Annotated in this window: 15 protein-coding genes; 3 read left to right on the forward strand and 12 right to left on the reverse strand. The window is 74.6% G+C overall.

Annotated features, from left to right (window positions below):
• Positions 1-30: 30 nt before the first annotated feature.
• The 12 genes from AB0B02_RS19450 to AB0B02_RS19505 form a co-directional block, all read right to left on the reverse strand.
• Positions 31-1,254: a hypothetical protein gene (locus tag AB0B02_RS19450; protein ID WP_281936087.1), complete on the reverse strand. Its 1,224-nt coding sequence runs from the start codon at positions 1,252-1,254 to the stop codon at positions 31-33.
• A gap of 10 nt (positions 1,255-1,264) precedes the next feature.
• Positions 1,265-1,888: an RdgB/HAM1 family non-canonical purine NTP pyrophosphatase gene (gene rdgB, locus AB0B02_RS19455; RefSeq protein ID WP_281936088.1), complete on the reverse strand. Its 624-nt coding sequence runs from the start codon at positions 1,886-1,888 to the stop codon at positions 1,265-1,267.
• Entirely contained in the window at positions 1,885-2,613 is a 729-nt protein-coding gene (rph, locus tag AB0B02_RS19460; protein ID WP_107162398.1) for a ribonuclease PH, read from the reverse strand. Before rph ends, rdgB begins: the two co-directional genes overlap by 4 nt.
• 54 nt (positions 2,614-2,667) lie before the next feature.
• Positions 2,668-3,810, reverse strand: coding sequence for a glycosyltransferase (locus AB0B02_RS19465; protein WP_281936090.1), 1,143 nt, complete (start codon positions 3,808-3,810; stop codon positions 2,668-2,670).
• Entirely contained in the window at positions 3,807-4,946 is a 1,140-nt protein-coding gene (locus AB0B02_RS19470) for a glycosyltransferase family 1 protein (RefSeq protein WP_281936093.1), read from the reverse strand. Before AB0B02_RS19470 ends, AB0B02_RS19465 begins: the two co-directional genes overlap by 4 nt.
• Before the next feature lie 90 nt (positions 4,947-5,036).
• On the reverse strand, positions 5,037-5,783 hold the full coding sequence (locus tag AB0B02_RS19475) for an MBL fold metallo-hydrolase (protein WP_357302097.1): 747 nt from the start codon (positions 5,781-5,783) through the stop codon (positions 5,037-5,039).
• A 224-nt stretch (positions 5,784-6,007) separates the two neighbouring features.
• Positions 6,008-6,973 (reverse strand): pyridoxal-phosphate dependent enzyme, encoded by a 966-nt coding sequence (locus AB0B02_RS19480; RefSeq protein WP_281936097.1) that lies wholly within the window; start codon positions 6,971-6,973, stop codon positions 6,008-6,010.
• Between the two features lie 10 nt (positions 6,974-6,983).
• A complete protein-coding gene (locus AB0B02_RS19485; protein ID WP_281936099.1) occupies positions 6,984-7,358 on the reverse strand; it encodes a MoaD/ThiS family protein in 375 nt (124 codons plus the stop codon).
• A 68-nt stretch (positions 7,359-7,426) separates the two neighbouring features.
• Positions 7,427-7,915, reverse strand: coding sequence for a M67 family metallopeptidase (locus AB0B02_RS19490; protein WP_107162394.1), 489 nt, complete (start codon positions 7,913-7,915; stop codon positions 7,427-7,429).
• A 55-nt stretch (positions 7,916-7,970) separates the two neighbouring features.
• Positions 7,971-8,468, reverse strand: a complete 498-nt coding sequence (locus AB0B02_RS19495; protein ID WP_199199973.1) for a DUF2017 domain-containing protein — start codon at positions 8,466-8,468, stop codon at positions 7,971-7,973.
• 120 nt (positions 8,469-8,588) lie between these two features.
• Entirely contained in the window at positions 8,589-8,879 is a 291-nt protein-coding gene (gene clpS, locus AB0B02_RS19500; protein WP_107162392.1) for an ATP-dependent Clp protease adapter ClpS, read from the reverse strand.
• Between the two features lie 103 nt (positions 8,880-8,982).
• Complete coding sequence (locus tag AB0B02_RS19505) at positions 8,983-10,545, reverse strand: hypothetical protein (protein ID WP_357302102.1); 1,563 nt, start codon at positions 10,543-10,545, stop codon at positions 8,983-8,985.
• 193 nt (positions 10,546-10,738) lie between these two features.
• On the opposite strand from AB0B02_RS19505, the gene AB0B02_RS19510 reads away from it, so the two are divergent.
• From AB0B02_RS19510 to AB0B02_RS19520, 3 genes are read left to right on the forward strand one after another with little or no spacing between them, the layout of a single operon-like run.
• A complete protein-coding gene (locus AB0B02_RS19510; protein WP_357302106.1) occupies positions 10,739-13,411 on the forward strand; it encodes a LuxR C-terminal-related transcriptional regulator in 2,673 nt (890 codons plus the stop codon).
• Positions 13,412-13,427: 16 nt separating this feature from the next.
• Positions 13,428-14,714 carry a nicotinate phosphoribosyltransferase gene (locus AB0B02_RS19515; RefSeq protein ID WP_281936109.1) on the forward strand — a complete coding sequence of 429 codons (1,287 nt, stop codon included), beginning with the start codon at positions 13,428-13,430 and terminating at the stop codon, positions 14,712-14,714.
• A 15-nt stretch (positions 14,715-14,729) separates the two neighbouring features.
• A complete protein-coding gene (locus AB0B02_RS19520) occupies positions 14,730-15,311 on the forward strand; it encodes an isochorismatase family protein (protein WP_281936111.1) in 582 nt (193 codons plus the stop codon).
• Positions 15,312-15,325 lie beyond the last annotated feature (14 nt).

Genomic DNA, 15,325 nt, shown 5'->3' on the forward strand with positions numbered 1-15,325 from the left:
TCGACGTCGAATGGCCACGCTTTCCGGGAATCAGCGGCCGGGGTCCGGGGGTGGGGTGGTGAGGTAGGCGACGTCCGGGTCGAGCAGCGCGGTCCAGGTGGGCCGGAACTCGGCGGCCCGGGACCGCATCTCGGTGCGCAGGTGGGACAGCCACGGGCCGCTGTCCCGCGGCCCCATCCAGTCCGGCCAGGAGTCGTACCGGCGCTCGACGGAGAAACCGTCCGACGTGGTCGCCACCCGCAGGAAGATCCAGCGTCCGTGCCGGGCGTCGGCCTCGGCCGCCCGGAGTTCCTTCACCAGCGTGAAGAGGTCCCGGAAACCGTCCCCGGGCCGGTCCACCGGGCAGCACTCGCCCGGGATCTGGCGCATCGCGCCGTCCAGCGCCTCCACGACCACGGAGGACCGGCCGTCCGCGCCCGGGGCCCGGAGGCGCGCCCAGTCCACCAGCGCCGCCAGTGCCCCGGTGTCGGCCGGCTCCGGGCGGGGCAGCTCGGCCGCCTCACCCATGGCCGCCCAGACCAGCCGTTCGTGCTGCGTCTCACTGAGCTTCCGGACCCGCCGGTGCGGCACCTCGGCACTCGCCGGCACGACCGGTACGACAGCGCCGGGGGTGAGACCGGCCCTCGCCGCCGAGGCGAGGGCGGCGTCCAGATCGACCGGAACGGACCGGACCCGCCCGAGCAGACCGGTGAGCGCAGCCGCGTCGACCGCGTGGCCGGCCGCGGCGGCGAGCAGTCGGTCGGCGTGGGTCGCCACGTCCGCCCGTTCCGCCTCGCCGTCGGCGTCGTGCCCGGCCCACTCGAAGACCACCTCCGCCAGTTCCCGGCGGGCGCGGTCGGCGTCGAGGACGGCGCCGACGGTCTGCGGGAGGCCGTCGGCGACCCGGTCCGGGTAGCGGACCCGGTGCCAGTCGCCGTGCTCGTGCCAGTAGACGTAGCCGAGCTGGTCGTCGTCGGCGTGCCGGACCAGTTCCGCCCAGGGCAGCCAGGCGGGCGCGCCGGCGAGCAGGTCGATCGGGGGACTCGCGTCCACCGTGTCGCTGTACTCGTGGTCGTAGCCGAACAGCACCGCCCGGTCGTCGGCGAGGAGGACCAGCCGCCCCCAGTTGCCCCCGTGGTCGTCGTGGTGGGCCCCGTCGGCGTCGATCCACCAGACGTCGTCGTGGCCGAGCGCGGCGAGAGTCGCGCCGAGCACCCCCCACCGGCTCCACAGCACGCCTGGACCCGCGAGGTCCACGGTCGTCCGCTCCGTCACGGGGACGCCGTCAGCCGGCCGCGGGGAGCACCTTGGCGACCAGCTTGGCCAGCTCCCGCAGCGCCTTGCCGCGGTGGCTGACCGCGTCCTTCTCCGCCGGCGTCAGCTCGGCGTTGGTCCGCTCCTGCCCGTCGCCGAGGAAGATCGGGTCGTAGCCGAACCCGCCCTCGCCGCGCGGCGCGCGCAGCAGCCGGCCCGGCTGCCGGCCGTCGACCAGGTGCTCCTTGCCGCTCGGCAGCACCAGCGCCACCGTGCAGACGAAGGCCGCGCCCCGGTGCTCGTCCGGCACGTCGCCCACCTGGTCCAGCAGGAGCTGGAGGTTGGCCCGGTCGTCGCCGTGCCGGCCGGACCAGCGGGCGCTGAACACGCCGGGCATGCCGTTGAGCGCGTCCACCGCGATGCCCGAATCGTCGGCGATGGTCGGCAGGCCGGTGCGCCGGCAGCCCTCCCGCGCCTTGATCAGCGCGTTCTCGCCGAACGTCAGGCCGGTCTCCGGCAGCTCCGGATATTCCGCCACGTCGTCCAGGCCGACCAGGGCGACCCGGTGGGCGCCGAGCGCGCCGTCCAGGATCCGCTGCAACTCGACGAGCTTCTTGCGGTTACGGGTGGCCAGCAGCACCTTGTTGTCGGTCACAGGTTCAGCGCCTTCCGCTGTGCGTCGGCCAGTTCCAGACAACCCGCCACGCCCAGGTCGAGCAGCGCGTCGAGCTGGTCGCGGGCGAAGACACCGGCCTCGCCCGTCCCCTGCACCTCGACGAAGTCGCCGGCGCCGGTGCAGACCACGTTCATGTCCACCTCGGCGGTCACGTCCTCGGCGTAGCAGAGGTCGAGCATCGGCTCGCCGCCGATCACGCCGACGCTGACCGCGGACACCGACCGGTGCATCACCTTCTCCACCTTGCCGGTCAGCGACTTGCGCTCGGCCAGCCAGGTCACCGCGTCGTACAGCGCGACGTACGCGCCGGTGATCGCGGCGGTGCGGGTGCCGCCGTCGGCCTGGAGCACGTCGCAGTCGAGCACCACGGAGTTCTCGCCCAGCGCCTTGAGGTCGACGCAGGCGCGCAGGCTGCGACCGATCAGCCGGGAGATCTCGTGGGTGCGACCGCCGACCTTGCCCCGGACGCTCTCCCGGTCGGAGCGGGTGTTGGTGGCCCTCGGCAGCATCGCGTACTCGGCGGTCACCCAGCCCAGCCCGGAACCCTTGCGCCAGCGGGGCACCCCCTCGGTGACGCTGGCCGTGCAGAGCACCCGCGTCGCGCCGAACTCGACGAGCACCGAGCCCTCCGGGTGGGTGCTCCAGCCCCGGGTCAGGGTCACCGGTCGGAGTTGGTCGGGCCGCCGCCCGTCAGGTCGCGCCATGCCTGCACCCTATGCGGTGCGCCGATCGCACCGCCCACGGGTGCCGCCGGCCGGTCAGCGCTCCGGCGGGTCGACGCCGTGCGCGCGGAGGAAACCCGAGACCGCGGCCGGCCAGCCGAACTCCTCGGCGCGGGCCCGGGCGGCGGCACGGCGCTGCGCCGCCGGCCGGTCCAGCAGTCGGCGGACCGCGACGGCGAACGCCGCCGGGGTGCCGTACGCGGCGAGCCCGCCCGCGCCGACCACCTCCGGCAGGGCGCTCGCCGCGTTCGCCACCACCGGCGTGCCGCACGCGAGCGCCTCCAGCCCGGCCAGGCCGAACGTCTCCACCGGCCCCGGTGCGAGCGCCACGTCCGCGCTGGCCAGCAGCGCGGCCACCGCCAGCCGGTCCGGCAGGAAACCGGTGAAGTGCACCGGCAGGCCCGCCGCCGACCGGGTCAGCGCCGGCCGCAGCGGCCCGTCACCGGCCAGCACCAGGACCGCCGGTACGCCGGCACGTCGCAGCCGGGCCAGCGCGGCCACCGCCAGCGCGGGGCGCTTCTCCACGGAGAGCCGGGCGCAGTGCACCAGCAGCACCTCGGAGTCGTCGGCGTACCGTTCCCGCAGCGCCGGGTCGGCACGACGGGGATGGAACGTGTCCAGGTCGACACCGAGCGGCACCCGCTCCACCGGCGGCCCGTCCAGCCGGACGAACTCCTCGGCGGCCCAGCCGGTGGTGCAGACGATCCGGTCGTACCGGCGTGCCGTCTCGCGGTTCAGCCGGTCGGCGGTCCGCCGGGCCAGCCCGGTCGGCATCCCCCACTGACCGAGCAGCCCGGTCAGGCTCTCGTGCGAGACCATCGTCGAGCGCACCCCGTGCTCCCGGGCCCAGCGGCCGGTCCAGCGCAGCGTGCTGCGGTCGGAGACCTCGATCCGGTCCGGGGCCAGGTCGGTGAGGAGCCGGGCCAGCCCCCGCCGGTCCGACAGCACCCGGTAGCCGCCGGTGCCGGGCAGTTCCGGTCCGGGCAGGGCGATCTCGCGCCCCCACGGACGCATGCGGTCCGAGGGGCGCGCGCCGGGGATCACCAGCACGGGTTCGTGACCGGCGGCCAGATAGCCGGCGCCCAACTGCCGCAACGCCGTCCGCAGCCCGCCGGAGCGCGCCGTCACGAAGTTGGCGAGCCGGACGATGCGGACCGGGCGGGGACCGGCCCCGGTCACGCCGGGAGCCGGCCGGCGGCGGGCGTGCCGGCCAGCACGGCCTCGTAGTGCCCGATCAGCTCGTCACCGACCGCGTCCCAGCTGCGCCGGGCCACCGCGACGCGGGCCGCCGCGCCGTACCGGGCCCGCCGCGCCGGATCGGCGGCCAGCTCGGCCACGGCGGCGGCCAGCGCCGCGCCGTCGTCCGGCGGCACCAGCAGCCCGGTCACCCCCGACTCGACCAGGTCCACCGGACCGCCGCTGGCCGGCGCCACCACGGGTACGCCGCTCGCCGCGGCCTCCTGGAGCGTCTGCCCGAACGTCTCGTGCGGTCCGGTGTGGACGAACACGTCCAGGCTGGCGTACAGCTCGGCCAGCGCGTCGTCGTGCCGCACGCCGAGGAACCGCGCCGACGGCAGCGCGCGTTCGAGTTGCCGGCGCACCGGTCCGTCGCCGACCACCACCACCCGCACGCCGGGCAGGGCGGTGATCGGCGCGAGCAGTTCCACCCGCTTCTCCGGGGCGAGCCGGCCGACGTAGCCGACCAGCAGTTCGCCGTCCGGGGCGAGCGTCGCGCGGAGCCGAACGCTCCGCCGTGCCGGGTGGAACCGGACCGCGTCCACGCCCCGCCGCCACAGCCAGATCCGCCGTACCCCGTGGGTGATCAGGTCCGCCGCGGCGCGGGTGGACGGCGCGAGGGTGCGCTGCGCGGAGTTGTGGATCTCCCGGATCCGCCGCCACGCGGCGGCCTCGCCCCACCCCACCCGGTACGCCCGGGCGTAGGCCGCGACGTCTGTCTGGTAGACCGCGACCGCGGGCAGGCCGTGCCGGGCGGCCACCGACGCCCCGGCCGCGCCGAGCACGAAAGGGCTGGCCAGATGGACCACGTCGGGCCGGTGCCCGAGCAGCGCGCCGGTCAGCCCGACGCGCGGCACGCCGAGGCGAAAGCCCTGGTAACGGGGCAGGGGCACGCTCGGGACACGCACCACCGGATAGGCGTGGTGGTCGGCCCGGCGACGCCGGCCGCCGGCCGGGGCGGGCGCGACGACCAGCGGCTCGTGACCGCGGGCGACCAGGTGCTCGGCGGCCCGGACGACCGAGTTCGCCACGCCGTTAACATCCGGCGGGAACGACTCGGTGACGATGGCGATCCGCATGGCCCGAGCGTGCGGGCCGCACGGATGCGGCAGGCGACCGCACGCTGACCGGCCGGCGAACAGTACGGCAACGCGCGGGCCGGCTGTCGCTCAGACGTCGTAGCCGCCGCCGGCCCGGACCACCTCGATCGGCCCGGCGTACGCCCCGGCCGCCGACTCCAGGGTGTGCGACTCGCTGCCCCACGCGGGAACGAGGTGGGTAAGCAGCAGCCGGCCCACCCCCGCCTTGGTGGCCGCCTCACCGGCCTCCCGGCCGGTCAGGTGCAGGTCCGGCGGATTGTCCATGCCGTCCAGGTAGCTGGCCTCGCAGAGGAACACGTCGGCGTCCTGGGCCAGGCGCAGCAGCGCCTCGCAGGGCGCCGTGTCGGCGGAGTAGCAGAACACCCGGCCGCCGTGCTCCAGCCGCACCCCGTACGTCTCGACCGGGTGGTTCATCCGGTCGACGGTGACGGTGAACGGGCCGATCGGGAACGTGCCCGGCTGGAGGCTGTAGAACTGGTAGACGTCCTCCACCGTGCCCTCCTCCTGCCCGTACGCGCTGGCCAGCCGGTCGGGCGCGCCGGAGGGCGCGTACATCGGCAGGGGCGGGTAGGGGCCGTCCGGGGCGTACCGGCGCACCACCACGTAGTTCACCGCGTCGAACATGTGGTCGCAGTGCAGGTGGGTGAGGAGGATGGCGTCCGGGGCGTGCAGCCCGACGTAACGCTGGAGCGTGGAGAGCGAACCCGCGCCGAAGTCGACCAGGAGCCGGAACCCGTCGGCCTCCATCAGATAGGCGGAGCAGGGCGATTCGGGGCCCGGGAAGCTGCCCGCACAGCCGAGGACGGTCAGTCGCATCCGGTTGCCTCGATCTCACCGTGGGTAGTCGATGCGTCGGCAGCCGCCCCGCCGTTGATCTCCACCGACGCGCTCGCCACGCTGCGCAGCCTACGCGGCGGCCGGTCGGGCAAGAATCATCTACCGGAAGTTGTCATCAACGTGACACCCATACGCGTCCAGGATCCGGGAGATCGCGGCGATCCGGCCGGTGTGTCCCCACCGACCGGATCGCCACCGGGCCGTCAGGCCCAGAGTTGACCGTCCAGCGCGTCCTCGGCGTCCGCGAGCGTGCCGCCGTACGCCCCGGTGGACAGGTACTTCCAGCCGCCGTCGCAGACCACGAACGCCACGTCGGCGCGGCGGCCCGCCTTCACCGCCTCGTGCGCCACGGCGAGCGCGGCGTGCAGGATCGCGCCGGTGGAGAAACCGGCGAAGATCCCCTCCACCTCGACGAGCTGCCGGGTACGCAGCACCGCGTCCCGGGTGCCCACCGAGAAGCGCCGGGACAGCACCCCGGCGTCGTACAGCTCGGGCACGTAGCCCTCGTCGATGTTGCGCAGGCCGTAGACCAGCTCGCCGTAGCGCGGCTCGGCCGCCACGATCTGGATGCCGTCGACCTTCTCCCGCAGGTAGCGGCCGGTGCCCATGAGCGTGCCGGTGGTGCCCAGCCCGGCCACGAAGTGGGTGATGCCCGGCAGGTCGTGCAACAGCTCCGGCCCGGTCGTCTCGTAGTGCGCCCGGGCGTTCGCCTCGTTGCCGTACTGGTAGAGCATCACCCAGTCGGGGTGCTCGGCCGCGATCTGCTTGGCGGTGGCGACGGCCTGGTTCGAGCCGCCGGCGGCCGGCGAGAAGATGATCTCCGCGCCGTACATCCGGAGCAGCTGCACCCGCTCGGTGGAGACGTTCTCCGGCATCACGCAGACCAGCCGGTAGCCGCGCAGCTTCGCCACCATGGCCAGCGAGATGCCGGTGTTGCCGCTGGTCGGCTCCAGGATGGTGTCGCCGGGGCGGAGCCGGCCGGCCTCCTCGGCCGCGCGGACCATGAACAGGGCCGCGCGGTCCTTGATGCTGCCGGTCGGGTTCCGGTCCTCCAGCTTGGCCCAGAGCCGCACCGGCGGCGCCCCGTCGGGCACGGTCGGGGAGAGCCGGGGCAGGCCGACCAGCGGCGTGCCCCCGGAGGCGTCGAGCAGGCTGTCGTACCGCGCCATGGCGGGCCGCCTAGCGGACGGCGACGGCGCGCGCGGACCTCGCGTGCGAGGCGGTCGCCGCTGCCGCGGCGCTGTGCGACGCGATCGCCGCTGCCGCGGCGAAGCCGAACGCGCCGCCGGCCACGGCCGGCAGGATGGTCACGCTGTCGCCGTCGTTGAGCTTCGCGTCCAGCGCGCCGAGGAAACGGACGTCCTCGTCGTTGACGTAGACGTTGACGAACCGGTGCAACGCGCCGGCGTCGGTGACCAGCCGGCCCCGCAGGCCGGCGTGCCGGGAGTCCAGGTCGGTGAGCAGGTCGGCGAGCGTGTCGCCACTGCCCTCGACGACCTTCGCGCCGCCGGTGTAGCTGCGCAGGATGGTGGGGATGCGAACCTCGATGGCCATGGTGTCTCGTGCTCCTCGTTCAGGTCGTGCCAGGTGACGGACGGGAAAGGGCATGCCGGCGCTGGGGATCAGCGGCCGGAACACTCGTAGTCGACCGTCGCCGGGCTCTGCCCGAACATGTAGGACTGGACGGCGTTCGGGTCCACGGCGGCGTCCACGATCTCGACCGGCTCCTCGGTGACCACCCCGTCGACGATCCGGAAGGAACGGATCTCCTCGGTGTCGGGCTCACGGGTGGAGACGAGCAGGTAGTGCGCACCCGGCTCGCCGGCGAAGGAGACGTCCGTGCGGGACGGGTAGGCCTCCGTCGCGGTGTGCGAGTGGTAGATGACGACCGGCTCCTCGTCGCGGTCGTCCATCTCCCGCCAGACCCGCAACTGCTCCATCGAGTCGAACTCGTAGAACGTCATCGAACGGGCGGCGTTGTCCATCGGGATGTGCCGGGTCGGGGTGTCGCTGCCGGCGGGACCGGCGACCACGCCGCACGCCTCGTCCGGGTGGTCCCGGCGCGCGTGGGCCACGATCGCGTCGATGATCGACCGGTCGATGCTCAGCACGTCGACCAGCCTAGCGCCTGGCCGCCCCGGGCGGCGAGGTGGCCGCCGTCACCACTCAGTCGATGAGCGCGTTGAGCAGGGACTCCTGGAGATACCCGAGATAGGCGTAGACCGACAGTTGGAACACCCGGGACGAGGCCGGGTCCGCGGCGACCGCGTCGTCCAGCTCCTCACCCAGGTCGGTGCCGTCCTTGATCTCCAGCCGGACGCCCATCGCCAGTCGGGCGTCGTTGAGCGCCCGCAGCCACGCCTCGGCCGCCTCGGCGTCCAGCCGCACCTCGCCGCCCGCGTCGCCGTCGGGCAACGCGGCGAGGATCGCGCCGGCCTGGTCGATCTTCGCGGTCTTCAGGTCACCCTCGGTGTAGCGGCGGAACTCGGCGGTGCCGGCGTCGTCGTCCGGGTAGACCTCCGGGAAGAGCCGGCCGACCACCGGGTCGCCGTGGTCGAAGCCGTCGGTGAGCAGCCCGACCACCTCGGAGGCGACCTTGCGCAGCACCCGCACCTCGTCCACCGCGAAACTGGCCACGTAGCTGTCGCCCCGGCGACGGAACATGCTCACCGCGCCGTCCTCGGTCGCGACTGCGGGGCTCGCAACACCGGCTCACTCCTCACGCTCACAGCGCCGTCCCTGTTCGCGACTGCGGGGCTCGCAACACCGGCTCACTCCTCACGCTCACGACCGGTCCACCGTCGCCCACAGACCGTACGCGTGCAGCTGCGCCGCGTCGTGCTCCATGCGTTCCCGGGCCCCGCTGGAGACCACCGCCTTGCCCTTGTGGTGCACGTCCAGCATGAGCTGCTCCGCCTTCTCCCTGCTGTACCCGAACAGCTTCTGGAACACCCAGGTCACGTACGTCATCAGGTTGACCGGATCGTCCCAGACGATGGTCACCCATGGCCGGTCGGAGACCGGCACCTCTGTGGTGTCCGGCGTCTCGACCGGCGCAACCTGTGGAGCCGCCATGCCCCCCATCGTGCCACCGGATCCGCCGAACCGATGAACCGGAACGGCGCGGCGGTCGGGATCGCCCGCCCGGACCACGGGCGCGCACCCGGCGACCCCGGCCTCAGGCGAGCAGGATGCCGTGGTCGACAGCATCGGCGAGCACTCCACCCAGCGAGAGACGGATCACCTCGAAGCGACGGGACACCTCGCGGGACAGTTCGAGTTCCACCTCGCGCAGGGCACGCTGGGCCCAGGACCGGGCGGCGTTCGGGTCGTCGTTGCCCGGCGCGCGCCAGTGCTGCCAGCAGCCGCCGTTCAGCGCCACGCCGACCGGCGGGAGCGCCTCGTCGCGTGCCGCGCCGGGCAGCCCGGCCAGCGCGTCCAGGGCGCCGACGCCGGCCAACGAGGCGACCCCGGCGGTGCTGGTGACCAGGAGCACCCGGTCCAGCTCCCGGCCGTCGGGATGGTCGGCGAGACCCCAGCGCACCGCGCGGGTGATCCGCCGGCGTACGCCTTCGGCGAGCGGCGCGCCGAAGACCCGGGCGGCGGCGTCGTCGACCATGCCGCGCACCGCCTCGTCGCACTGCGCGGTGGCGAGCAGGGACAGCGCCTCCAGCTCACGGTCGAGCAACGGCGGCAGGCCGGCGCAGCCGACCCCGAAGACGATCTCCTGGACCACCCGGAGATGGATGTTGGCCAGTTCCAGCGCGAGGTGCTGGCGGATCCGCTGGGCGCAGGAGCGGGCCTGGCGGTCGAGCCGGTCGGCCAGCTCGGCCGGCTCGACGCCGGTCAGCACCGCCACCCGGCCGTGCGCGCCGGGTGGTTCGGGCGGCCGGGCGCTGGCCCGCCGCAGCCCTTCGCCGGCGGCCCAGCCGACCAACGCCCGGCGCAGGCTCGGCAGCTCGGAGCGGCGGGCCGGGAACCACCGGGCCCGGGCGAGCGCGGGCACCGCGGCCAACAGCACCGCCCGGTGGGCCGCGATGGAGACCGCCACCGAGTCGAGCGGGCCGGCGGGGCCGGGCGGGCCGGCGGGGCCGGGCGACGGCACGGACGCCCCCGTGCCCTCCGCCGTCGCGCCGTCCGCCGGCACCGCCCAGCCGGTCCCGCCGGGAGTGACGACGAAGAACACCTCGACCGACGCCCGCGCCACCTCGGTCAGCAGGTGCAGCTCGGCGGCGCTGAACGCCTGGTCGGCGGCGATCACGAAAAGCAGCGCGCCGGCCCGGCCCACGGCGTCCCGCAGCACCCGGCCACCGGCCACCCCCAGCGCGGCGGTGTCCGGCGTGTCGAGCACCGCGAAGTGCCGCAGCAGCGGGTCGGGCAGGCTGAGCTCTACCCGGCGCGGCGGCCGGGCCAGCGCGGGACCGGTGGCGAGCGGGTCGACGCCGTACGCGAGCGGGTGGCGGTAGCCCGGGACACCGGCCGCCCGGGTGGCGACCTTGGCGTGGTTGACGAGCAGGTGGCTGCCGACGGGCACGGCCAGCGTCCCGGCCGGCACCCCGAGCAGACCGGCGACCAGCTCGCGCCGACCGGCGCCGGCCGGGCCGGCCGCGACCACGGCGAGCGGCTCGTCCGGGCCCGGTGCGGTCACGCCGAGGCGGGTCGGGAGCGCGGCGCATCGCGGCGGCTCGGCGCGGTCGCCCGGATCGGGCACGTCGACCGAAGGGAGTGGACCCGGCTTCATCAGACGGCCTCCCGGTGAGGCGGCCGGGCGCGGCCCGGTCGCGGGAACTGTCCCCGGCGGGGATGTCGGAAGAGTACGGGTGTCGGCCATCCGACACCGAACACATCCGGTACTCAGGAGTAATTGCCAGATTACTCAACTTCACTGCGTGACGGCGTGCACGCGGAGGGCATTCCATCGATATGCTGCCTCGATGACCAGGTGGGAGTTCGTCGGCCGAGCGGATGAACTTGACCGGCTGTCATCCACGATCGGCGGTCCGGACGGGCGCGGCCTGCTCTTCAGCGGCGACGCCGGGGTGGGCAAGAGCCGCCTGCTGCGGGAGGGGGTGGCCGCGCTCTCCCCCGAGCGCTTCGCGATCTGGTCGGTCGCGGCCAGCGCCACCACCGCCGCGCTGCCGTTCGGCGGGCTGGTCCAGGTGCTCCCCGCCGCGCAACCGCAGGGCCTCTCCCCCGCCGGCATCCTGCGCTGGGCGGTGGATCTGCTCCAGGAACAGGCCGCGGGCCGGCCCATCGTGCTGGCCATCGACGACGCGCACCTGCTCGACCCGCCCTCGGCGGCGCTGGTGCACCTGGTCGCCCGCTCGGAGAACGCCACCGTGATCGGGACGCTGCGCAACGGCGAGCAGATCCCGTTGCCGATCCGCGCGCTGTGGACCGACGACCTGGTCGACCTGGTCGAGCTGGGCCCGCTCGGCCGCAGCGAGACCACCGGCCTGCTCGCCGCGATCCTCGGCGGCCCGGTCGACGCCGGCTCCTCCGACCGGCTGTTCCGGCTCTCCGCCGGCAACCCGCTGCTGCTGCGCGAGCTGGTGCTGGCCGCCGGCGACGAGCTCGACCGCAGGTACGGGATCTGGCGGTGGACCGGCCGGCTGGAGCTGGCGCCCAGCCTCACCGACCTGATCGACACCCGGATCGGGCGGCTGACCCCGGGCGTCCGGGCGGTGGTGGAGCTGGTCGCCTTCGGCGAGCCGCTGGGCCTGCACCTGCTGGAACGGGCGGTCGAGCCAGCGGACGTGGAGGCCGCCGAGGAACGCGGCCTCATCGCCATGGTCCGCGACGACCGGCGGCTCAACGTCCGGCTGGCCCACCCGCTCTACGGCGAGGTGATGCGCCGGCACTGCCCGGTCAGCCGCACCCGCCGGCTCCAGGCCACCCTGGCCGAGCTGCTGGAACAGGTCGGCAAGCGCCGTCGCGACGATCTGCTGCGGGTCGCGGTGTGGCGGCTCGACTCGGGTACGGCGCAGAACGTGACGCTGCTGCTCGACGCCGCGGTGCAGGCGTTCGGCCGGTACGACGTGCCGCTGGCCACCCGGCTGGCCCGGGCCGCGTTGGAGGCCGGCGGCGGCACGGACGCCGCGGAACTGCTCGCCACCATCCTCATGTTCGGCGACCGGCCGGAGGAGGCGATCCGGGTGCTCGACCAGGTCGCCGGCGAGATCCACGACGACCGGCGGCGCAGCCGCTGGCTGACCGTCCGGGGCATGGTGAGCTACTGGGGGCTCAACCGGGAGTCCACCGTGGAGGAGATCGCCGCCCGCGGCGCGGAGCTGGCCGATCCCGCCGACCGGGCCCGGGTCCGCGCCTTCGAGGCCATCATGCGGCTGCACCGGCTGGACGTCGACGTCGCGGTGCGGCTGGCCCAGGAGGTGCTGGACCGCCCCGCCGCGCCGATGGCGGCCCGGGAACTGGCCCGCTGCACGCTGGCCCACCTCCAGGCCGCGCAGGGGCAGTACCGTCGCAGCGCCACCGCGATCGCCCGGGTGCAGGCCGAGGCGGCGTGCTGGCGCTCCGACATGCCCTACCTCCAGCTCGCCATGGAACTGGCCCGGGGCACCCGGCTGGCGCTCTCCGGCGACCTGGCCGGCATCGACGCGATCGTCGCCGACGAGTTCGCCGACCTGGCCGGCGCCGGCGACTTCCGGCTCGGCAGCGGCTACCTGGCCATCCTCCAGGCGTACGCGGCACGGCTGCGCGGGCGCGGCGGCGACGCGCTCCGGACCAGCCTGGGCGCCTGCGCGGTGCTCACCACCAGCCGGGTCTACGCCGGCCTGGCCCACGCCGAGCGCGCCCAGGCCGCGGCGCTGCGCGGGGACGCGGCGCACGCCGCCGAGGCGATGGCCGAGGCGGACCGCACGCACGCGCCCGGGATGGCGGTCCTCTACCCGTGGCTGGAGCAGGCCCGGGGCGCCGCGCAGGCGGTGGCCGGTGACCTGCCGGGCGCCGTCAAGCACCTCTGCGCGCTGGCCGACCGGCTGCGCGAGGACGGCCTCGCCGGCCACGAGATGCTCGTCCTGCTCGACCTGGTCCGGCTCGACCAGGCCGCCGCCCCGGTCGGCCCCACCTGCACCGACGGTGGCCGACGCTCGGTGGCGCAGCGCCTGGCGGAACTCTCCGAACAGATCGACGGCGTGCTGCCGCCACTGGTCGCCCGGTATGCCCGGGCCGCCCTCGACGGCTCCCCGGACGACCTGCTCGCGGTCGCCGACGGCTTCGCCGACCGGGAGCTGGTCGTCTACGCCGCCGAGGCGACCGCGATGGCGCTGCACCGGATGCGGGACGCCCGGGCCGGCGTTCCGGGGGCGGCCCGGGAACGCCTCGCCGACCTGCTGCGCCGCTGCGACGAGATCTCCACCCCGGCGTTACGGCTGCTCCGGCCGGCGCTCAGCGACCGCGAGTGGGAGATCGCCCGCCTCGCCGCCACCGGGCTGACCAGCCGCGTGATCGCGGAACGGCTGTTCCTCTCCACCCGCACGGTGGAGAACCACCTGCAACGCGTCTACAGCAAGCTCGGCGTCACCCGCCGTAGCGAGCTGCGGGCCGCGCTGGGTTCGATGCCGGGGCACGACGGCACGGATCCGGCCTGAACTCTAGGCTGGGGCGGTGAGCACCCTTCGCCCCGCGCTGCTGACCGACCACTACGAGCTGACCATGGTCAGCGCCGCGCTTCAGGACGGCACGGCCGACCGGCGCTGCGTCTTCGAGGTGTTCAGCCGGCGGCTGCCGGCCGGCCGCCGCTACGGGGTGGTCGCCGGCACCGGCCGGCTGATCGAGATGATCCGCGACTTCCGGTTCGACCCGACGGAGATCGACTTCCTGCGCCGGACCGGCGTGGTCGACGACCGGGCCGCGCAGTGGCTGGCCGACTACCGGTTCACCGGCGACGTCGACGGCTACGCCGAGGGCGAGTTGTTCTTCCCCGGCTCACCGATCCTCACCGTGTCCGGCTCGTTCGCCGAGTGCGTGGTGCTGGAGACGCTGGTGCTCTCCGTGCTCAACCACGACTGCGCGATCGCCGCGGCGGCGGCCCGGATGGTCACCGCCGCCCGGGGCCGGGCGCTGATCGAGATGGGCTCCCGCCGGGCGCACGAGGAGGCCGCGGTGGCCGCCGCGCGGTCGGCGTACCTGGCCGGGTTCCGGTTCACCTCCAACCTGGCCGCCGGGCAGCGCTACGGCATCCCGACCGCCGGCACCGCCGCACACGCGTTCACGCTGCTGCACGACGACGAGCGGACCGCGTTCGCGTCCCAGGTCGCCACGCTGGGCAAGGACACCACGCTGCTGGTCGACACGTACGACATCGCGCAGGGCATCCGCAACGCCATCGCGGTGGCCGGGCCGGAGCTGCGGGCGGTCCGGATCGACTCGGGCGACCTGGCGGTGATCGCCCAGCAGTCCCGTGAGCTGCTCGACTCACTCGGCGCCACCGAAACGAAGATCATCGTCTCCGGCGACCTGGACGAGTACGCGATCGCCTCGCTCGCCGCCGAGCCGGTCGACATGTACGGCGCCGGCACCGCGGTGGTGACCGGCTCGGGCGCGCCCACCGCCGGCCTGGTCTACAAGCTGGTCGAGGTGGAGGGGCGGCCGGTGGTCAAGCGCTCCGAGCACAAGTCCACCATCGGCGGCCGGAAGGTCGCCGTCCGCCGGCACAAGCCGACCGGCACCGCCACCGAGGAGGTCATCGTGCCGCAGGGCGTGCCGGACCGGCAGCCCAACGACCGGCTGCTCCAGCACTCGTACGTGGTGTCCGGCGAGCCGGTGACGCTGCCGACGCTGGACGAGTCCCGGGAACACCTGCGAGAGTGCCTGATCTCCATCCCGTGGGAGGGGCTCAAGCTCTCCGGCGGCGACCCGGCGGTGCCGGTGACCGTCCTACCCGCGACCTGAGAAGGGACCGACCAGATGGCGAACGCGTTGATCATCGTGGACGTGCAGAACGACTTTTGCGAGGGCGGCTCCCTCGCGGTCGGCGGCGGGGCCGGGGTGGCCGGCGGCATCTCCCGGCTGCTCGCCGCCGAGCCGGACCGCTGGGACCACGTGGTCGCGACCAAGGACTACCACGTCGACCCGGGCGCGCACTTCGGTGACCCGCCGGACTTCGTCGACTCCTGGCCCCGGCACTGCGTGGTCGGCACGTCCGGCTCCGAGTTCCACCCCGAGCTGGAGACCGGGCGGGTGGAGGCGATCTTCCACAAGGGCGAGCACGCGGCCGCGTACTCCGGTTTCGAGGGGCACGCGCCCGACGGCGAGTGCCTGGCCGACTGGCTGCGCCGGCACGACGTGGACCGGGTCGACGTGGTCGGCATCGCCACCGACCACTGCGTCCGCGCGACCGCGCTGGACGCCGCCCGGGAGGGCTTCCGGACCACCGTGCTGCTGGAGCTGACCGCCGCCGTCGCGCCGGAGACGCTCGACGTGGCGTTGCGCGCGCTCGACGGCGCCGGTGTCGCCATGGTCGGCGACCCTGTGATCAACGCCGCTTGACCAGGTAATCGCTT

Origin of the sequence: Micromonospora sp. NPDC049240 (genome assembly GCF_040647835.1) — a bacterium.
Classification (GTDB): domain Bacteria; phylum Actinomycetota; class Actinomycetes; order Mycobacteriales; family Micromonosporaceae; genus Micromonospora.

Coding starts and splice junctions, on each gene's coding strand:
- rph (WP_107162398.1), bottom strand. CDS start 2,613: ATGGCGCGACCTGACGGGCGGCGGCCCGACCAACTCCGACCGGTGACC.
- AB0B02_RS19470 (WP_281936093.1), bottom strand. CDS start 4,946: ATGCGGATCGCCATCGTCACCGAGTCGTTCCCGCCGGATGTTAACGGC.
- AB0B02_RS19475 (WP_357302097.1), bottom strand. CDS start 5,783: ATGCGACTGACCGTCCTCGGCTGTGCGGGCAGCTTCCCGGGCCCCGAA.
- AB0B02_RS19480 (WP_281936097.1), bottom strand. CDS start 6,973: ATGGCGCGGTACGACAGCCTGCTCGACGCCTCCGGGGGCACGCCGCTG.
- AB0B02_RS19485 (WP_281936099.1), bottom strand. CDS start 7,358: ATGGCCATCGAGGTTCGCATCCCCACCATCCTGCGCAGCTACACCGGC.
- AB0B02_RS19495 (WP_199199973.1), bottom strand. CDS start 8,468: ATGTTCCGTCGCCGGGGCGACAGCTACGTGGCCAGTTTCGCGGTGGAC.
- clpS (WP_107162392.1), bottom strand. CDS start 8,879: ATGGCGGCTCCACAGGTTGCGCCGGTCGAGACGCCGGACACCACAGAG.
- AB0B02_RS19505 (WP_357302102.1), bottom strand. CDS start 10,545: ATGAAGCCGGGTCCACTCCCTTCGGTCGACGTGCCCGATCCGGGCGAC.
- AB0B02_RS19510 (WP_357302106.1), top strand. CDS start 10,739: ATGACCAGGTGGGAGTTCGTCGGCCGAGCGGATGAACTTGACCGGCTG.
- AB0B02_RS19520 (WP_281936111.1), top strand. CDS start 14,730: ATGGCGAACGCGTTGATCATCGTGGACGTGCAGAACGACTTTTGCGAG.